Origin of the sequence: Mucilaginibacter straminoryzae (assembly GCF_022953055.1) — a bacterium.
In the GTDB taxonomy this organism is placed as follows: Bacteria; Bacteroidota; Bacteroidia; order Sphingobacteriales; family Sphingobacteriaceae; genus Mucilaginibacter; species Mucilaginibacter straminoryzae.
Genome location: NZ_JALJEJ010000009.1, coordinates 181,946 through 196,916 on the forward strand (window position 1 = coordinate 181,946; position 14,971 = coordinate 196,916).

The window sequence follows — 14,971 nt, forward strand, 5'->3', positions numbered from 1 at the left end:
CAATTTGCGACGATTGAATCGTCCCACCTTCTAATGCTCGCGTTACAAACGCGCGCAAGTGGATGAGATGCTTCGACAAGCTCAGCATGACAAGGTGGATAATATTTAAATAATTTGTCACCCTGAGCTTGTCGAAGGGTTATTTCGAGAACCTCCCTTACCGTCGCCAAAGCGGAGAGAATTACACCTATTCTGTAAGCATCGCGCGCAAGTGGATGGTTAACGGAAGCTAAAAGATTGCCACGTTTCCCGATAGCCATCGGGATCCTCGCAATGATATGGTTGGTTATAAAGGGCTTACGTTTTCTGCTTCTTCTTTTTAGCAGCAGGGAAAAGCACGTTATTCAGGATCAGGCGGTAGCCGGGCGAGTTGGGGTGAAGCTTTAGATCGGTGGGCGGGTCGCCGACGGCATGCTGGTAATCTTCAGGGTCGTGGCCACTGTAGAACGTCCACTGCCCCTTGCCATACTCGCCGTGGATGTAGCGCGCCTCGTTTGCCGTTTTCATCTCGCCCATGATGGTAACGCCGGGTTTCAGAAAGTTCTTGTTAAAAGCAGTCGTCAACCCCATAAAGCCTTTGATCACCTTATCATGGTTCTGCGTAAGCATGCTGGGCACTACATCCCACTTGGCAGAAAAATCAAAGAGGGTAAAAAAATCGTTCGCACGCTCTACCTGCCGCGTTTGGGTAACGTCGATATTATCAAACGAGTGCGAATAGGGGTTCATATCAATGCTGAAGTTCTGGAAGGCAAAGGTTTGCGTATAGTCCAGTTTCCGCTGCGCATTTGGATCGCTTGCATCACCGTCGAACATGGTTTCACAAATATCAGTTCCTGCCGCAGCAAGGGCAATATCCAGCGTATTGGTACCGCTGCACATGGCAAATAAAAAGCCACCACCCGAACAAAAATCACGGATATGCTGGGCTACGGCCAGCTTCATCTGCGACACTTTTTTAAACCCGAGTTTTTTTGCCATAGCTTCCTGTACCTTTACGTCTTCCACATACCACGGAGCGTAACGGAAAGTACCGTAAAACTTGCTGTACTGCCCGGTAAAATCTTCGTGGTGCAGGTGCAGCCAATCGTATTTAGGCAGGTCACCGCGAATTACCTCTTCATCATACAATACATCGTACGGTATCTCGGCATATTTCAACACCAGGGTAACGGCATCATCCCAGGGGAGTTTGTTTTTGGGCGAATATACCGCCATCCTGGGCGCTTTCTCCAGCTTCACCACATCCATATTAGCGGAGGGATCGTTAATCTCGTTTAAAATGCTGTTTACCTTTGCATCGGCAACAACCTCATAACTTACGCCACGGATCTTGCATTCGCCTTCGATCTTCTGGTCGTACTTCATTAAGAAACTGCCGCCGCGATAGTTGAGCAACCACTCGATCTCTTGTCCGTTCTTTAGCGTCCAGTAAGCCAGGCCGTACGATTTCAGGTGATCTTTCTGCGTCTCATCCATCGGGATCAGGATAGAAGCCGCTCTTGTGCAAAGCGCAAAAAGCAGCAGGCAAAAAACAAGAAAATCTTTTTTAAATGGCATAAACGAATTAATTCAAATGTAACGAAATAACGGAAATGGTATTGCCCGCAGCAACAATCCATCTAATTTTCAAATTGTCAAACCTTCAATTTCAAATTGCTACCTTTGTCTTCCTATTTTTGAATATTATGAGCAAAGCAATAATCAAGACCGAAAAAGGTGATATGACCGTGCAGTTCTACGATCAGGATGCACCAAATACTGTTGCCAACTTTTTAGAACTGGCAAAATCCGGCTTTTATGATGGCGTAACTTTCCACCGCGTTATCCCTAATTTCGTTATCCAGGGCGGCGACCCAACCGGTACCGGTGCAGGTGGTTCTGGCAAACGAATTAAATGTGAATTAACCGGCGGTAACCAATACCATGACCGCGGCGTATTATCAATGGCACACGCAGGCCGCGATACCGGCAGCTCTCAATTCTTTATCTGCCACAGCCGTGATAACACTGCCCACCTGGACCGTCACCACACCTGCTTCGGTAAAGTGATTGAAAACGTTGAAGTAGTTGATCAGATCCGTCAGGGCGATAAAATTACAGGTATAGAAGTTATTGAAGAGTAATTGCGCGTAGCGCAAGGCGCAGAGCGGAAAGTGCCTGAAGATGCACATACGCCCGTCGCCACGCGCTATGCACCAACCGCATAGACATGAATTTACACGGAATAGTAGCTGTATCTGGCAAACCTGGCTTATGGAAAGCCCTGGCACAAAATAAAACCGGTTTTATTTTGGAAAGCCTTGATGCACAAAAAACCAAACTGGTAGTTAACCTTTCTACCGCTAAACTGGCAGCATTAGACGAGATCACCATCTTTGGCGAAGATGACGACCTGAAGCTGACCGACATTTTTGAAACCATGAAAGGCGCAGTTACCCCGCCGGATGCTAAGGCAGATGGCAAAACCCTGCGTGAATATTTCAGAGGCATTGCCCCTACACACGACGAGGAAAAGGTATACAGCTCTGATATTAAGAAAGTGATCAGCTGGTATAGCATCCTGAAAGACCGCCCGGAATTTAACGAGGCAACTGCTTCAGAAGAAGCTCCGTCTGCAGCAACTGAAGAAACAGCGGAATAATCTTTGTTGAAAAGTTTAAAGGTTGTGATGTTGATGAAGTTAGCTAACTATCAATGTTACAACCTTTTTCATTTTAAGACCTATAGTAACATTTCAACGTTACAACCTTCCAACCTAAAAACTAAATCAGACACTACATTTCAGCTGCTCGCAGTGTTCGGTCGCAAATTCGGGTTCGAAAGTGGTATGTGTAATTTCCAGATGCAGCATACGATGGCGCAAATCCTCCTTAATTTCATCAAACCGCTGCATGCTCTCTGAATTAACTACTACGTGTGCGGTAAGCGCATTTTCAGTAGTACTTAGTGCCCAAACGTGCACGTGATGCACGTCGACAACCCCTTCTGCCTTCGAAAGCTCGTGCTTAATTTTTTCCAGGTCCATTGCTACAGGCACCCCATCCATCTCCAACCGCAGGCTATGGGTTAACAAGCTCCAGGTACCGACAATGATCACCGCAACGATAACCAGGCTGACGATACTATCCAACACATACCAGTGAGTGAAATAGATGACTACACCCGATACCACAACACCCAAAGAAACAATGGCATCTACTGCCATGTGCAGGTAAGCGCCGCGAATGTTGATATCCTTGTCTTTATCCTTCACAAAAAGATAGGCCGTAATCCCGTTAATGCCGATACCTACCAACGCTACCCAGGCCACCGTTCCGCCTTCGATGGGATGCGGATGACTGAAACGCACAATGGCTTCATAGGCAATCAACCCGATAGCCACCAATAAGATCACCGCATTAAGTAAGGACACCAATATCGTAGAACGTTTATAACCATAGGTATAGCGCTTGTTCGAACTCACCTTGGTTAGCTTAAAGGCCAGCAACGCCAGCGCCAGGCTGGCCACATCGCTTAGGTTATGGCCTGCATCCGTCAGTAACGAAAGTGAACCCTGCCACAAACCAATGGCTGCCTCGAGTATTACAAAAGCGGTGTTCAGAATAATACCGATTACAAAGGCTTTACCAATATGGTCGAGTTTTGGGGCATGGTCGTGGTGATGATCATGTCCGTGATGAGAATGCGTATGGGCCATAATACAAATCTACAGATAAGGTATAACGAAAGTTCTTTTTTGTTATTTTTAAACACATCAACATCCTATATTATGCCTACCGTTATCCCTATTCTCCGTTTTTACAGCTACGAAAAAACCATAGAGTTTTACGTGAACTGGTTAGGATTTAAAATTGAATGGGAACACCGTTTTCACGATAACGCTCCTGTTTTTATGCAGTTGGCTAAGAACGGCGTCATCCTGAACCTGTCCGAGCACCATGGCGACGGCACACCAGGCACCCATGTCCGCGTTTCGGATTATAAAGGTCTGCGTGCATGGCATAGCGAATTGATAGAAGCGAAGTATAAATACAACCGTCCCGGGTTGGACGTTCCCGAATGGGCGCCAGATAGTATCAACATGACGGTGACAGACCCGTGCAATAACCAGATTACGTTTGAAGAGCGTGAAAAGCCGACTGACACAGAACAGGAGGATGGCACAATTATCCAGCCATCTTAACCGGCACATTCCTATCTTTGTCTGTTTATGAAATACCTGCGCTGGCTATTACTTCCAATTTCTTGGTTGTACGGATTGGTTGTAACTATCCGTAACTGGTGCTATGACGCGGGTTGGTTTAAAAGCACCGGCTTTGAAATCCCCGTAATATCGGTAGGCAACCTGGCGGTCGGTGGTGCAGGTAAATCACCAATGACAGAGTACCTGGTACGGTTATTAAGCAACGAGAAAAAGATAGCTACGTTAAGCCGGGGATATGGCCGCGAAACCAAAGGCTTTTTACTGGCGGGACCATCAAGCACGGCAGCACAGGTGGGCGACGAACCCGCTCAATTCAAGCAGAAATTTCCAGATCTTACGGTAGCTGTTTGTGAAGATCGCGTAGCCGGAATTAACCGCCTGAAGGATCACCATGAGCTGATCATCCTGGATGATGCTTATCAGCACCGAGCGGTAAAACCAGGCTTAAGCATCCTTTTATTCGACTACGCAAAATTGAATGAGCCAGCCTTCTTACTCCCGGCCGGCGATTTGCGCGAACCCATGAGCGGCCGGTTACGTGCAGACATCCTGGTGGTCAGTAAATGTCCTTTGGCCTTAGGCAAGGCTGAAATGGAAAAAATCTATTACCGCCTGAAGCCCTACCCCTACCAAAGCCTGTTCTTTACCGGCATCAGCTACAGCAGGTTTGCAGATCTGAAAGGTAGGCCGGTTGAAGCTACCATCACTTCAACTACGCAAATATTCCTGCTTACCGGTATCGCAACTACCGAACCCATCAAACAATACCTGGCCAAATACAGTTCGCATATTGTCCACCATAAATATCCGGATCATCATCAGTTCAGCTTAAAAAATATTGCTAAACTTGCTGAAGCTTTTGAAGCCGAAGCAGGTACTGATAAAGTAGTGATTACTACCGAGAAAGATGCCCAACGGCTTAAGGACGATATATTTCAACCCTTGCTTGCCCGCCTGCCATTATGGGTATTACCTATTGAGGTGCAGTTTTTGAACGGGCGCGAGCAATTTGATCAATTAATTACAGATTATGTTAGACAACATTCAACGGACAGCAGCATATATTAAAAGCCGCATCGGCGATTTCGAACCAGAGATCGGTATCATTCTGGGTACCGGACTTGGCGGCCTGGTGAAGGAAATGGAGATTGAAAAGCAATTGATGTATGCCAACATCCCTGATTTTCCCATCTCTACTTTAGAATTCCATTCGGGTAAGCTGATCTTTGGTAAGCTGGCCGGTAAAAACGTAGTGGCTATGCAGGGCCGACTGCATTATTACGAAGGTTATAACATGCAGCAGATCACTTTCCCGGTAAGGGTGATGAAAACCCTGGGCATTAAAATGCTGATTGTTTCTAATGCCAGCGGCGCGCTGAACCCGGCATTCAGAAAGGGCGACCTGATGATCATCGAAGATCACATCAACCTGCAGGGCCATAATCCCTTAGTAGGCGTAAACGAAGATGCCTTAGGTCCGCGCTTTCCGGACATGAGCGAACCTTACAATTTCAGGCTGATTGAAAAGGCGCTGAATATCGCATCTGACAATAATATTACCTGCCACCGCGGCGTTTATGTTGCCGTAACAGGACCAAGTTTGGAAACACGTGCAGAATATCGCTTTTTACGGATCATTGGCGGCGACGCCGTTGGGATGAGTACCGTACCGGAAGTAATTGTGGCTAACCACATGGGCCTGCCTGTATTTGCCATATCCGTACTGACAGACGAGGGATTCCCTGAAACGCTGAAACCGGTATCTTTAGAAGAAATTCTGGAGGTGGCATCCGGCGCGGAACCTAAAATGACACAGATACTTAAAGAGCTGATTGCCGGTATTGATGCATAAACAGTTGCGATATTATCTTTTCTTGCTGATGCTATGCCTTGCTGCGCCCGCAATGGCACAGGTACAGCAAACGTATCCTCCCGGCCAGCAAACATACCCCGGGCAACAAAACTATCCCGGGCAGCAGTCTACTTTTGGTAGGGACACGCTTAAACCCGCCCGGCAGGTAAGCGACGATGAACTACTAGACAGCCTGCGCAGAAAAGAAGAGCGTCAGCGCGATACCGTTATCTTTACTTCAAAGTTCATCAAGGTAACCAACGAACGTTTGCTGAGCGATAGCACGCAGGTTTTCCCCTTAGATACCACCGCCGTAAACTTTGAGAATTATAATCCGCTGTACCAGCCACGCAGTCCGCGCATTAGCCTGGGTAACACCGGCTTGCCGCAACGCCCACTGTTGTTTGAGCCACAAAAAAGCGTAGGATTTGATTTGGGTTTACACACGCTGGATTTGTATTTGCTCAACCCGTCTGATATTCAATATTACCGGGCAAGGGTACCTTATACCAATCTGTATTACATCGGCGGGGGCAGAACAGAGCAGATCTTCAAACTGGTACATACGCAAAACGTAAAACCGAACTGGAACGTCGGGGCTAATTTTAATGTGATCGGGTCAAACGGTATTTACCTGCGCCAGGCGGTAAGCCACATTAATGCCGCACTGTTCAATTGGTACGAATCAAAAAACAAACGTTACAACCTGCTTGCCAACGCCATTTTTAATACGTTAAAATCGCCGCAAAACGGCGGCCTGGTAAACGACGAAGTTTTTGATAACCGTGACCCGACAAAAAGCCCACCGTTGAGCGCCAACGGTTACCCGGTTAAATTAACTACCGCTGCAGACATTTGGTCATCTACCGGTTTGTATGTAAAGCAATTTTATTACATCGGGAGAATAGACAGCTTACGTAAGGGTTCTGATACCTCTAAAGTATTACCGACCAATCGGATCTCGCACACTTTTCATTATAATACTCAACAGTTTAAGTTTTTACAGAACGAAAAAGATACTTACAAGGTATTCCCGGATTACTTCTATAGTGCAACCGGTTCGCGGGATTCGCTGGTTTTGCGCCACCTGCAAAACGAGTTTACCTATAGCTTCTACCTGAGAGGTAAATCGGTAAACTTTGTTAAGAACGAATTGAAAGTCGATCTGGGCCTGGTGCACGATTTTTACAGCTACAGCCAGAATGTGCTTGATTCGGTGACTACACAATTCGGATCTAAAATAACGCAGCGCGTAAACAAAGCAGCCTCGAGTTTCCAGAATATAACACTTAAAGCACGGCTAGGGTATCGTTTCAGCGACAGGGTTGGGTTAGATGCTAACCTGCAGCAGGTGGCCCAGGGTTACAACTTCGGCGACTTTCTGTACGATGCCAAGCTAAACCTGGCCGGTAATGCCAAAACAGGCCGGATTGTTCTTGAGGCCTACTCGCAAAGTAATAAAGCGCCATTTGCTTATACCAACTGGATATCAAATCACTATATTTTCAACACCTATAGTTTCAACAAGCAAAAAACTACCAGTTTATCCTTCAACTATATTAATAACAAATTACAGTTTGATCTGAAGGCCGAATACTTCTTACTGAACGATTACCTGTATTTCACCTCTACAAATGGCGGTATAGATGCGCATCCGGCTCAGGCAGGCAGCCCGATCAGTTTATTCAAGATCAGCGCGGGAAAGAACCTTAGCTTTGGGCACTGGCATTTCGATAACTTTGTAGTTTACCAGAAAACAGATAACGCCAGCATCCTGCGTACGCCCGATGTTTATACCTACAGCAACTTATACTACAATCACCGGTTTTTTACCATCCTCGACCTGACACTCGGGAGTACCGTCAGATACAATACTAAATACCTTGCTCCTTCTTATGCAACCGGTTTAGGGCAGTTCTACAATGGAGCTAATGTTACTTTTAATTCGATGCCGGTAGCCACCGCTTATTTGAAAGCAGCACTGTACCGTACCAACATACTGGTACAGTACAACTATGCCAACCAGGGGCTGTTCAGCGATGGTTATTACACCGTTAACCGTTACCCTATGCCTTCGCGCTTGTTAGTGTTTGGGGTGTCGTGGACGTTCTATCAATAAAAGAAAAGACGGATTATTTATCTTCCTTCTTTTCTTTTACGATCACAAAAATATCCTCATTATCTTTTTTCATGAGGTATTTTTCGCGGGCAAATTTCTCCAGTTTTGCTTTATTAGACGTCAGCTCGTCAAGGTCTTTGGCAACCTGGGCGGTTTCTTTCTGATAAAAATCGCGCTCTTGCTTTAGCTTGCTTAACTGCTGATGATACTGGTACTGCGAGTAGATATCATTCTTATCAAAGAAGATCATCCAAATGGCAAAAGCAACGGTTACCAGGAAGTATTTGTTGCGCAAAAGATCCAGCAGGCGTTTCATCTGAAGCGGTTGAAATTTCATGATAAATTTAATGAAATAATTTTAACTAAAGCAATACCCTTACTGGGCCTTTGCCGGTCTTTTATTTCCCCACCTGCGGTTGCCGTTTCCGCGCTTTTGTTTGTTACGCTCGCTGGATGATGGCACTTGCTTTACCTTGCTTTTCTCCAGGTCTTTCTTAATACGCTCCTGCGGCGTTAGCTGCTTTAATGGATAAGGGTGCGATTCGTCAACCGGGATGGTTTTAGCAATCAGCTTATGGATATCTTTCAGCAGGTCTTTTTCTTCCTCGTCGCAAAAGGCAAAGGCGATACCGTTTGCCCCGGCGCGGCCTGTACGGCCAATACGGTGTACATAGGTTTCGGGCACTTCGGGCAGTTCATACTGGATCACGTGGGTCAGTTCGTCCACGTCAATACCACGGGCTGCGATATCAGTAGCTACCAATACGCGGGTGGTGCTGCTTTTAAAGTTATTTAAGGCACGCTGGCGGGCGTTCTGCGATTTATTACCGTGAATAGCTTCTGCGGTGATGCCATTGCGATTTAAATCTTTCACCACTTTATCCGCACCATGCTTGGTACGGGTAAACACCAATACGCGCTCTATACTTTTATCTTTCAGAATGTGGTTCAGCAAGGCGCGTTTGTCGCCTTTATCTACAAAGAAAACCGACTGGTTAATAGTATCTGCGGTAGAAGAAACAGGGGTAACTTCCACTTTAGCAGGGTTATTCAGGATGGTATCTGCCAGTTGCTGGATTTCTTTAGGCATGGTAGCCGAGAAGAACAGCGTTTGCCTTTTGGCAGGTACTTTAGCGATGATGCGTTTTACATCGTGCACAAAGCCCATATCCAGCATACGGTCGGCTTCGTCCAATATCAGCACCTTCAGCTGGCTCAGGTGCACGTAGCCCTGGTTCATCAGGTCTAACAGGCGCCCCGGTGTCGCCACCAGGATATCGATGCCTCTGCGTAAGGCATCGGTCTGCGGGTTCTGCGATACCCCGCCAAAGATTACCATGTGCTTTAGGCCGGTATGGCGGCCATAAGCAGCCAGGCTTTCGTCTATCTGGATAGCCAGTTCGCGGGTTGGGGTAAGAATTAAAGCTTTGATGGCTTTAGGTTCTTTATGGTTGGTACGCTCCTGCGATAAGATCTGCAGCAGCGGGATAGAAAAGGCAGCAGTTTTACCGGTACCGGTTTGCGCGCAGCCCAGCAGGTCGCGGCGTTGCAGTACCAGCGGGATAGCCTGGGCCTGAATAGGTGTTGGTGTAGTATATCCTTCTGTTTTTAAAGCCCGAAGAATTGGCTCTATTAAATTAAGTTCCTGAAATGTCATGTAATGTTGTGTAATTCAAATCCGGCCAGATTGTGAAGGTAAGTTGATGGTTACGGCCAGATTTCTTACGCAAAGATACGCTTTTGTTTGCAATACAACGGTCAGGAAAAGAAGCAGTAGTGTCTCGGTTTGAAATTTTCTGAAGGGGTGTAACATTAGTAGCTGTAGAAATACTTGTCTATGATGCTATTGTTTTCCATCAAATGAAGACAAGGCATCTATTTCTACTATCGCATCTTTAAAGCGTTTCACTAAATCAGAAATTGAATTGTCATTATACCATTTAACATCGGTGGCAAATTTGAAATGTATAAACCCAATCTCTGGAAATCTAACTTGCGCTTCCCCAAATGTTAAAGTAAGGTAATGAGCAAAAACATTACGTACTTTCATTAATTCTGCTATTTCATTAAATAACTTGGAATGTGGGTATCCCTTAGTATTTGTTTTTGAAATGCCTTTCTCAATGCATTGCTGGTCACAAATGCTTTTCAAAGACGCTCTTTTCGATTCAAATGACAAAAAATCAGATAACTGATTAATGATTTTTACTTGCGTTGGGAAGTCCGGAGTTATATATCTGATTATACTCCTTTCAATGCTTTTTTCTAAGGTAATTGCTATATCAATAATAGTTCCCCTGTAAATAACGCTTTTATCTAAAATCTTAATTTTAAGTTCTTCGTCCATTGGTTAAAGTTTAATCAATATCCTAACCTACACAACCCTCCCGTTATTAGCAATCCCTAAAGTAAAAACGAAATTTGTGACTTAGCGCATTTAGTGCGGATAGTTTTTTGCCCATATTTTGTTAATAGTAACTCGCGATTATAGACAAAAATTAAAAATATTAGTATTAAAAATAGTTATAATGCCCCCATCGCTCAAATTAAAAACACTACCAAAAAGACTAAGCCATTTAATATAGATAAGTACCAACCAGCATCAGAATAGTATTAACCCAATACTCCCCGCAGTCTAAATTGCCAAAGCGTTCTTTATATTTCAAATTGGCTGACTACTCACTTCATCAACCATTCACCAAATCCTGACTTAAAAGTCAGAAAACCTATGGCCGCCTGGTAAATGTGGCGAATGTGGTAAATGTGGCGAATGCGGCAGATATGGTAAATGCGGCAGACGTGGCAAACTGGTTTTTGCCAGCCACCCTGCAAAAACTTTATAACGGACTTCTTCATACAACAAAAACGCCCCGGCATTTATACTGCCAGGGCGTTTCGTATTATTTAGAATTAGCTGACTAATTACTTAGCCAACCATTCGCAATTACTATTTGTTACGGTTTTTAAAGAATTTAAAGTCTTTACCGATGAATTTAGCGTTTGCGCCCAATTCTTCTTCGATACGCAGTAACTGGTTGTATTTTGCGATCCTGTCTGAACGTGATGCTGAACCGGTTTTGATCTGGCCGCAGTTTAATGCTACCGCTAAGTCGGCAATAGTTGCATCCTCAGTCTCGCCAGAACGGTGGCTCATTACCGAAGTATAGGCATGAGTTTGTGCTAACGATACCGCGTTGATGGTTTCAGTTAAAGAACCGATCTGGTTTACTTTAACCAGGATAGAGTTACCTACGCCGTTATCAATACCTTGCTGCAGGCGGGTAACGTTGGTTACAAATAAATCGTCGCCTACTAACTGTACTTTATCACCAATACGGTCTGTTAATAATTTCCAGCCATCCCAATCATCTTCGGCCATACCGTCTTCGATAGAAATGATCGGATATTTCTCTGCCAGTTGGGCTAAATATTCAACCTGCTCTGCGCTGGTGCGTACGGCACCTTTATCGCCTTCGAACTTAGTGTAATCGTATTTACCGTCTACATAGAACTCAGAAGCAGCACAGTCAAACGCTAAGCAAATATCTACACCAGGCTTGTAACCTGCTTTTTCAATGGCAGATAAAATGGTTTCAACACCATCTTCAGTACCTGCAAAGGTTGGTGCAAAACCACCTTCGTCGCCTACCGCGGTAGACAAGTTTCTGTCGTGCAGAATTTTTTTCAGGTTATGGAATACTTCGGCACCCCAGCGTAATGCTTCAGAGAATGAAGGCGCACCAACCGGCATGATCATGAACTCCTGGAAAGCGATAGGCGCATCAGAGTGCGAACCGCCGTTCACGATGTTCATCATCGGGATAGGAAGCGTGTTTGCGTTTACACCGCCAATGTAACGGTATAAAGGCTGGCGGCTTTCTTGCGCAGCAGCTTTGGCAGCAGCTAATGAAACACCTAAGATAGCGTTAGCGCCCAGCTTACCTTTATTTTCGGTACCATCCAGCTCCAGCATAATTTTATCAATGGTGTTTTGCTCAAACACATCAATACCCTGAAGTTCTTTAGCAATAATATCGTTTACGTTAGCAACGGCTTTTAAAACCCCTTTGCCCATGTACTTAGACTTATCGTTGTCGCGCAGTTCAACTGCCTCATGCGCACCGGTAGAAGCACCAGATGGTACTGCAGCACGGCCTAATGCACCGTTCTCTGTTAACACTTCAACTTCTACTGTTGGATTACCGCGAGAATCCAGAATCTGGCGGGCATGAACATCAATGATCAGACTCATTTTAAAATAACTTTTTATGGTTAGTGTATAAAGTACATTCGTTTTCGCGTGCTAAGATAGTTTAAAAAAATAAATTGATACGGTTAAAATTCCGTTAAGTTAATACACACTGCTCAGCAACAGCAGTTTTGCGGATGAGGCCGCCTATAAAAGATGTCAGCATGGTGTAAACATCACGGTTGTTAACATCCGGCACACCCGGATAGCCGTATTTTTGTTATAATACAAATACTATGGATAAGAAATATAACGACCTGACTCCCGACGAAGAACGCGTGATTCTTTACAAAGGTACCGAACGGCCTTTTACCGGCGAGTTATTAAACAATAAAGCGCAAGGCGTTTACGTGTGCAAACGCTGCGATGCGCCGCTGTACCGCTCTGAAGATAAGTTTGAATCTTTCTGCGGATGGCCAAGTTTCGACGATGAGATATCCGGAGCAGTTCGCCGGGAAGCGGATGCCGACGGCCGCCGGGTAGAGATCCTTTGCGCTAACTGCGGTGCACACCTTGGACACGTATTTGAAGGCGAACGTTTTACCGCCAAAAATACACGCCACTGCGTCAACTCTGTTTCTATGAAGTTTGTACCGCTGGTGAAGTAAGAAGGGCCCCTCCTAAATCCTCCCCAAAGGGGAGGACTCTAAAGCTCCTTTTAAAGAGAGGGGCTTTTTGTTTTAAGGAGCTGTTTCAGTCTGACGCATAAGTAGAGCGGTTAAATTCCCTCCCAGCGGGAGGGTTAGGGAGGGGTTATCAAGTAAGAGCGGCCCCTCCTAAATCCTCCCCGGATGGTGAGGACTTTTTATACTAAGGCAAATAAGATTTTAACTTTGAGCAATGACCAAACACGAGATCATCGGTTGTGACAGGTGCGGCGCCACATTCGAGTGTAAAGCGAATTCGTACAACAAGTGCCAGTGTACCACCGTGCAGCTTACACTTAACGAAACGCAGTACATCAGCGAGTTGTACGATGGTTGTTTATGCGCAAAGTGTTTAGCCGAATTAAAGGAAGAATACCTGTCTCATATAGGCAGTCATTAATCTTTCGTCTATAGTCGTTCAGTCCTTCAGATATACTTCGCCCTTGTAAGGGTGGATGGTAGAATAAAATTTGTACCCGGCTACGTGCATCAGGTAATAAGTCATGATGTCGCACCAGCAGATCTCGTCATGAAACTGCGGAACCTTCGGAAACTTGCCCTCCTGCCTGCTTTCCTCTTTGTTATAGTTGTATTCCCCACCGTGCTGCTGAATCCATTCTTTAAACAGATCCAATTCTTTTGGTTCTGAGAATACGATTTTAAAGTGCGTTTCCTCTTTCACCGATTTCAGATCGTCATTCAAATAATGGTGGTATTTATGGCGGTGCCTGATGATTTTTGCTGTTGTCATTCCTGTTGGTGCTGTTTCCAGAAGCCTAACAACAAAGCGTTCGATTAGTTCGGTTAATTCCTATTGTACGCTTCGAGCTAAATTTGCTGTGGCATTTGCTTAAATCCTCACCCAGTTAATGCTGCGCTCCCCGCTCCTTACTTCCGGCTTCCCTTTCCAACTGCCCTATTCACCCCCATTGCTTCAACTTTTCACCGAAAAAAATCCGCCGTTCACCTAAAAGCACTAACCCCTGCAGGCGTTTTTGCCCCATCTTTGAATTGTAAATCAACAACAAGATTATCATGACAACGCTACTTATCACCTTCATTATCTTCTACATAGAAAAGGTTGAAATCATGTTGCACGTGTTCAGGGAGCTGCTTTAAGCGCTAAAGCATTTCCCAACCTCTATCATATAATATATAAATCAATCACTCTGAAACGCAGCCGGGCCCTGATGGACCCGGCTTTTTTTTTGCGGGGCATATCAAATACCCCTAAAATAGTAGAATTAAATACTCACCGCAATAAACCCCTCCTAATCCTCCCCAAAAGGGAGGACTTTTTATTCCCTTTCCTTTGGAGAGGAGCTACTACGGCTTTCTGTCATTTCGACGAGGCACGAGGAGAAATCTTCTTGATTTGAACAGTAAGTCGAAGAAGCTCTCTCTCCGCCAACTGGCGGATCGAGATGACACATCCAATTTATTAGCCGAAACAAACTTTTCTTTACAACCAACAAAACTACCCGCCAATTTCAGCTGTAATTGATATAATAAATTTGAAGACGATGAAAAAGGGAGATAAAGTAACATGGAACTGGGGTAAGGGCGAAGGCGAAGGCACTATCGAAAAGAAAACAGAGAAGACGGTGGAGAAAAAGATCAAAGGTGCCGATGTAAAGCGTAAAGCCAGTAAAGAAGAACCGGCTTATGAAATAAAAACCAGCAAGGGCAGTAAGGTGATCAAATCTGAAAGCGAGCTGAGCAAAGGATCAAAGAAAAAATAAGTTACCCAATAATGCGGGCCCTTGTCATTTATTGAGATAGTCACGATTTAATCTGACAGTTACGATTAATTAAAGAACGTAACTGAGATTAGAATAATGACAACACAAGCAAAGATCATCAAGAACAAGCTGGGCATATTGGAGCTTGCCCAGCA

18 protein-coding genes are annotated in these 14,971 nt (G+C 45.1%); 9 read left to right on the forward strand and 9 right to left on the reverse strand.

Translation table 11 applies throughout. The features are described from left to right. Positions 1-260, reverse strand: a 260-nt coding sequence (locus MUY27_RS17080; RefSeq protein WP_245132037.1) for a hypothetical protein, incomplete at its 3' end; no start/stop codon positions are given. 37 nt (positions 261-297) lie between these two features. Further along, entirely contained in the window at positions 298-1,560 is a 1,263-nt protein-coding gene (locus tag MUY27_RS17085) for an asparagine synthetase B (protein WP_420846909.1), read from the reverse strand. A 128-nt stretch (positions 1,561-1,688) separates the two neighbouring features. Here MUY27_RS17085 and MUY27_RS17090 point away from each other — a divergent pair, with 128 nt between their 5' ends. Both MUY27_RS17090 and MUY27_RS17095 read left to right on the forward strand, forming a co-directional pair. Continuing rightward, complete coding sequence (locus MUY27_RS17090; RefSeq protein ID WP_245132039.1) at positions 1,689-2,126, forward strand: peptidylprolyl isomerase; 438 nt, start codon at positions 1,689-1,691, stop codon at positions 2,124-2,126. Positions 2,127-2,212: 86 nt separating this feature from the next. Beyond that, complete coding sequence (locus MUY27_RS17095) at positions 2,213-2,644, forward strand: DUF5606 family protein (RefSeq protein WP_245132041.1); 432 nt, start codon at positions 2,213-2,215, stop codon at positions 2,642-2,644. Positions 2,645-2,770: 126 nt separating this feature from the next. On the opposite strand, the gene MUY27_RS17100 is transcribed toward MUY27_RS17095, so the two are convergent. Beyond that, on the reverse strand, positions 2,771-3,700 hold the full coding sequence (locus MUY27_RS17100) for a cation diffusion facilitator family transporter (protein WP_245132043.1): 930 nt from the start codon (positions 3,698-3,700) through the stop codon (positions 2,771-2,773). Positions 3,701-3,772: 72 nt separating this feature from the next. On the opposite strand from MUY27_RS17100, the gene MUY27_RS17105 reads away from it, so the two are divergent. The 4 genes from MUY27_RS17105 to MUY27_RS17120 are packed head-to-tail and all read left to right on the forward strand — an operon-like array spanning position 3,773 to position 8,178. Continuing rightward, positions 3,773-4,186, forward strand: a complete 414-nt coding sequence (locus MUY27_RS17105) for a glyoxalase superfamily protein (RefSeq protein ID WP_245132045.1) — start codon at positions 3,773-3,775, stop codon at positions 4,184-4,186. Positions 4,187-4,213: 27 nt separating this feature from the next. Then, positions 4,214-5,275 (forward strand): tetraacyldisaccharide 4'-kinase, encoded by a 1,062-nt coding sequence (gene lpxK, locus MUY27_RS17110; RefSeq protein WP_245132047.1) that lies wholly within the window; start codon positions 4,214-4,216, stop codon positions 5,273-5,275. Continuing rightward, positions 5,238-6,059: a purine-nucleoside phosphorylase gene (locus MUY27_RS17115; RefSeq protein ID WP_245132050.1), complete on the forward strand. Its 822-nt coding sequence runs from the start codon at positions 5,238-5,240 to the stop codon at positions 6,057-6,059. Before lpxK ends, MUY27_RS17115 begins: the two co-directional genes overlap by 38 nt. Then, on the forward strand, positions 6,052-8,178 hold the full coding sequence (locus MUY27_RS17120) for a putative porin (RefSeq protein WP_245132052.1): 2,127 nt from the start codon (positions 6,052-6,054) through the stop codon (positions 8,176-8,178). The genes MUY27_RS17115 and MUY27_RS17120 overlap by 8 nt, the downstream gene beginning before the upstream one ends. 13 nt (positions 8,179-8,191) lie before the next feature. On the opposite strand, the gene MUY27_RS17125 is transcribed toward MUY27_RS17120, so the two are convergent. From MUY27_RS17125 to eno, 5 genes are all read right to left on the reverse strand, one after another. Continuing rightward, the gene (locus MUY27_RS17125) at positions 8,192-8,515 is read right to left on the reverse strand and encodes an FtsB family cell division protein (RefSeq protein WP_338042692.1); all 324 of its coding nucleotides are present in this window, start codon (positions 8,513-8,515) and stop codon (positions 8,192-8,194) included. Positions 8,516-8,554: 39 nt separating this feature from the next. Next, on the reverse strand, positions 8,555-9,835 hold the full coding sequence (locus MUY27_RS17130) for a DEAD/DEAH box helicase (protein ID WP_245132054.1): 1,281 nt from the start codon (positions 9,833-9,835) through the stop codon (positions 8,555-8,557). Between the two features lie 186 nt (positions 9,836-10,021). Beyond that, positions 10,022-10,525: a hypothetical protein gene (locus MUY27_RS17135; RefSeq protein WP_245132056.1), complete on the reverse strand. Its 504-nt coding sequence runs from the start codon at positions 10,523-10,525 to the stop codon at positions 10,022-10,024. Between the two features lie 332 nt (positions 10,526-10,857). Then, positions 10,858-11,034: a hypothetical protein gene (locus tag MUY27_RS17140; protein WP_245132057.1), complete on the reverse strand. Its 177-nt coding sequence runs from the start codon at positions 11,032-11,034 to the stop codon at positions 10,858-10,860. A 91-nt stretch (positions 11,035-11,125) separates the two neighbouring features. Continuing rightward, entirely contained in the window at positions 11,126-12,430 is a 1,305-nt protein-coding gene (gene eno / locus MUY27_RS17145) for a phosphopyruvate hydratase (protein WP_245132059.1), read from the reverse strand. A 233-nt stretch (positions 12,431-12,663) separates the two neighbouring features. On the opposite strand from eno, the gene MUY27_RS17150 reads away from it, so the two are divergent. Together MUY27_RS17150 and MUY27_RS17155 are read left to right on the forward strand one after the other, a co-directional pair. Continuing rightward, positions 12,664-13,035 carry a methionine-R-sulfoxide reductase gene (locus MUY27_RS17150; RefSeq protein ID WP_245132061.1) on the forward strand — a complete coding sequence of 124 codons (372 nt, stop codon included), beginning with the start codon at positions 12,664-12,666 and terminating at the stop codon, positions 13,033-13,035. A gap of 232 nt (positions 13,036-13,267) precedes the next feature. Then, entirely contained in the window at positions 13,268-13,474 is a 207-nt protein-coding gene (locus tag MUY27_RS17155; RefSeq protein ID WP_245132062.1) for a cysteine-rich CWC family protein, read from the forward strand. A gap of 18 nt (positions 13,475-13,492) precedes the next feature. On the opposite strand, the gene MUY27_RS17160 is transcribed toward MUY27_RS17155, so the two are convergent. Further along, positions 13,493-13,825 carry a hypothetical protein gene (locus MUY27_RS17160; RefSeq protein WP_245132064.1) on the reverse strand — a complete coding sequence of 111 codons (333 nt, stop codon included), beginning with the start codon at positions 13,823-13,825 and terminating at the stop codon, positions 13,493-13,495. Positions 13,826-14,597: 772 nt separating this feature from the next. Between MUY27_RS17160 and MUY27_RS17165 the strand changes: the two genes are divergently transcribed. Further along, a complete protein-coding gene (locus MUY27_RS17165; RefSeq protein WP_245132066.1) occupies positions 14,598-14,816 on the forward strand; it encodes a hypervirulence associated TUDOR domain-containing protein in 219 nt (72 codons plus the stop codon). Positions 14,817-14,971: the final 155 nt, after the last annotated feature.

Bases quoted from the DNA above. Each gene is read 5' to 3' on its own strand.
- MUY27_RS17085 (WP_420846909.1), bottom strand. From the start codon at position 1,560: ATGCCATTTAAAAAAGATTTTCTTGTTTTTTGCCTGCTGCTTTTTGCG.
- MUY27_RS17090 (WP_245132039.1), top strand. From the start codon at position 1,689: ATGAGCAAAGCAATAATCAAGACCGAAAAAGGTGATATGACCGTGCAG.
- MUY27_RS17095 (WP_245132041.1), top strand. From the start codon at position 2,213: ATGAATTTACACGGAATAGTAGCTGTATCTGGCAAACCTGGCTTATGG.
- MUY27_RS17100 (WP_245132043.1), bottom strand. From the start codon at position 3,700: ATGGCCCATACGCATTCTCATCACGGACATGATCATCACCACGACCAT.
- MUY27_RS17105 (WP_245132045.1), top strand. From the start codon at position 3,773: ATGCCTACCGTTATCCCTATTCTCCGTTTTTACAGCTACGAAAAAACC.
- lpxK (WP_245132047.1), top strand. From the start codon at position 4,214: ATGAAATACCTGCGCTGGCTATTACTTCCAATTTCTTGGTTGTACGGA.
- MUY27_RS17115 (WP_245132050.1), top strand. From the start codon at position 5,238: ATGTTAGACAACATTCAACGGACAGCAGCATATATTAAAAGCCGCATC.
- MUY27_RS17120 (WP_245132052.1), top strand. From the start codon at position 6,052: ATGCATAAACAGTTGCGATATTATCTTTTCTTGCTGATGCTATGCCTT.
- MUY27_RS17125 (WP_338042692.1), bottom strand. From the start codon at position 8,515: ATGAAATTTCAACCGCTTCAGATGAAACGCCTGCTGGATCTTTTGCGC.
- MUY27_RS17130 (WP_245132054.1), bottom strand. From the start codon at position 9,835: ATGACATTTCAGGAACTTAATTTAATAGAGCCAATTCTTCGGGCTTTA.
- MUY27_RS17135 (WP_245132056.1), bottom strand. From the start codon at position 10,525: ATGGACGAAGAACTTAAAATTAAGATTTTAGATAAAAGCGTTATTTAC.
- MUY27_RS17140 (WP_245132057.1), bottom strand. From the start codon at position 11,034: ATGAAGAAGTCCGTTATAAAGTTTTTGCAGGGTGGCTGGCAAAAACCA.
- eno (WP_245132059.1), bottom strand. From the start codon at position 12,430: ATGAGTCTGATCATTGATGTTCATGCCCGCCAGATTCTGGATTCTCGC.
- MUY27_RS17150 (WP_245132061.1), top strand. From the start codon at position 12,664: ATGGATAAGAAATATAACGACCTGACTCCCGACGAAGAACGCGTGATT.
- MUY27_RS17155 (WP_245132062.1), top strand. From the start codon at position 13,268: ATGACCAAACACGAGATCATCGGTTGTGACAGGTGCGGCGCCACATTC.
- MUY27_RS17160 (WP_245132064.1), bottom strand. From the start codon at position 13,825: ATGACAACAGCAAAAATCATCAGGCACCGCCATAAATACCACCATTAT.
- MUY27_RS17165 (WP_245132066.1), top strand. From the start codon at position 14,598: ATGAAAAAGGGAGATAAAGTAACATGGAACTGGGGTAAGGGCGAAGGC.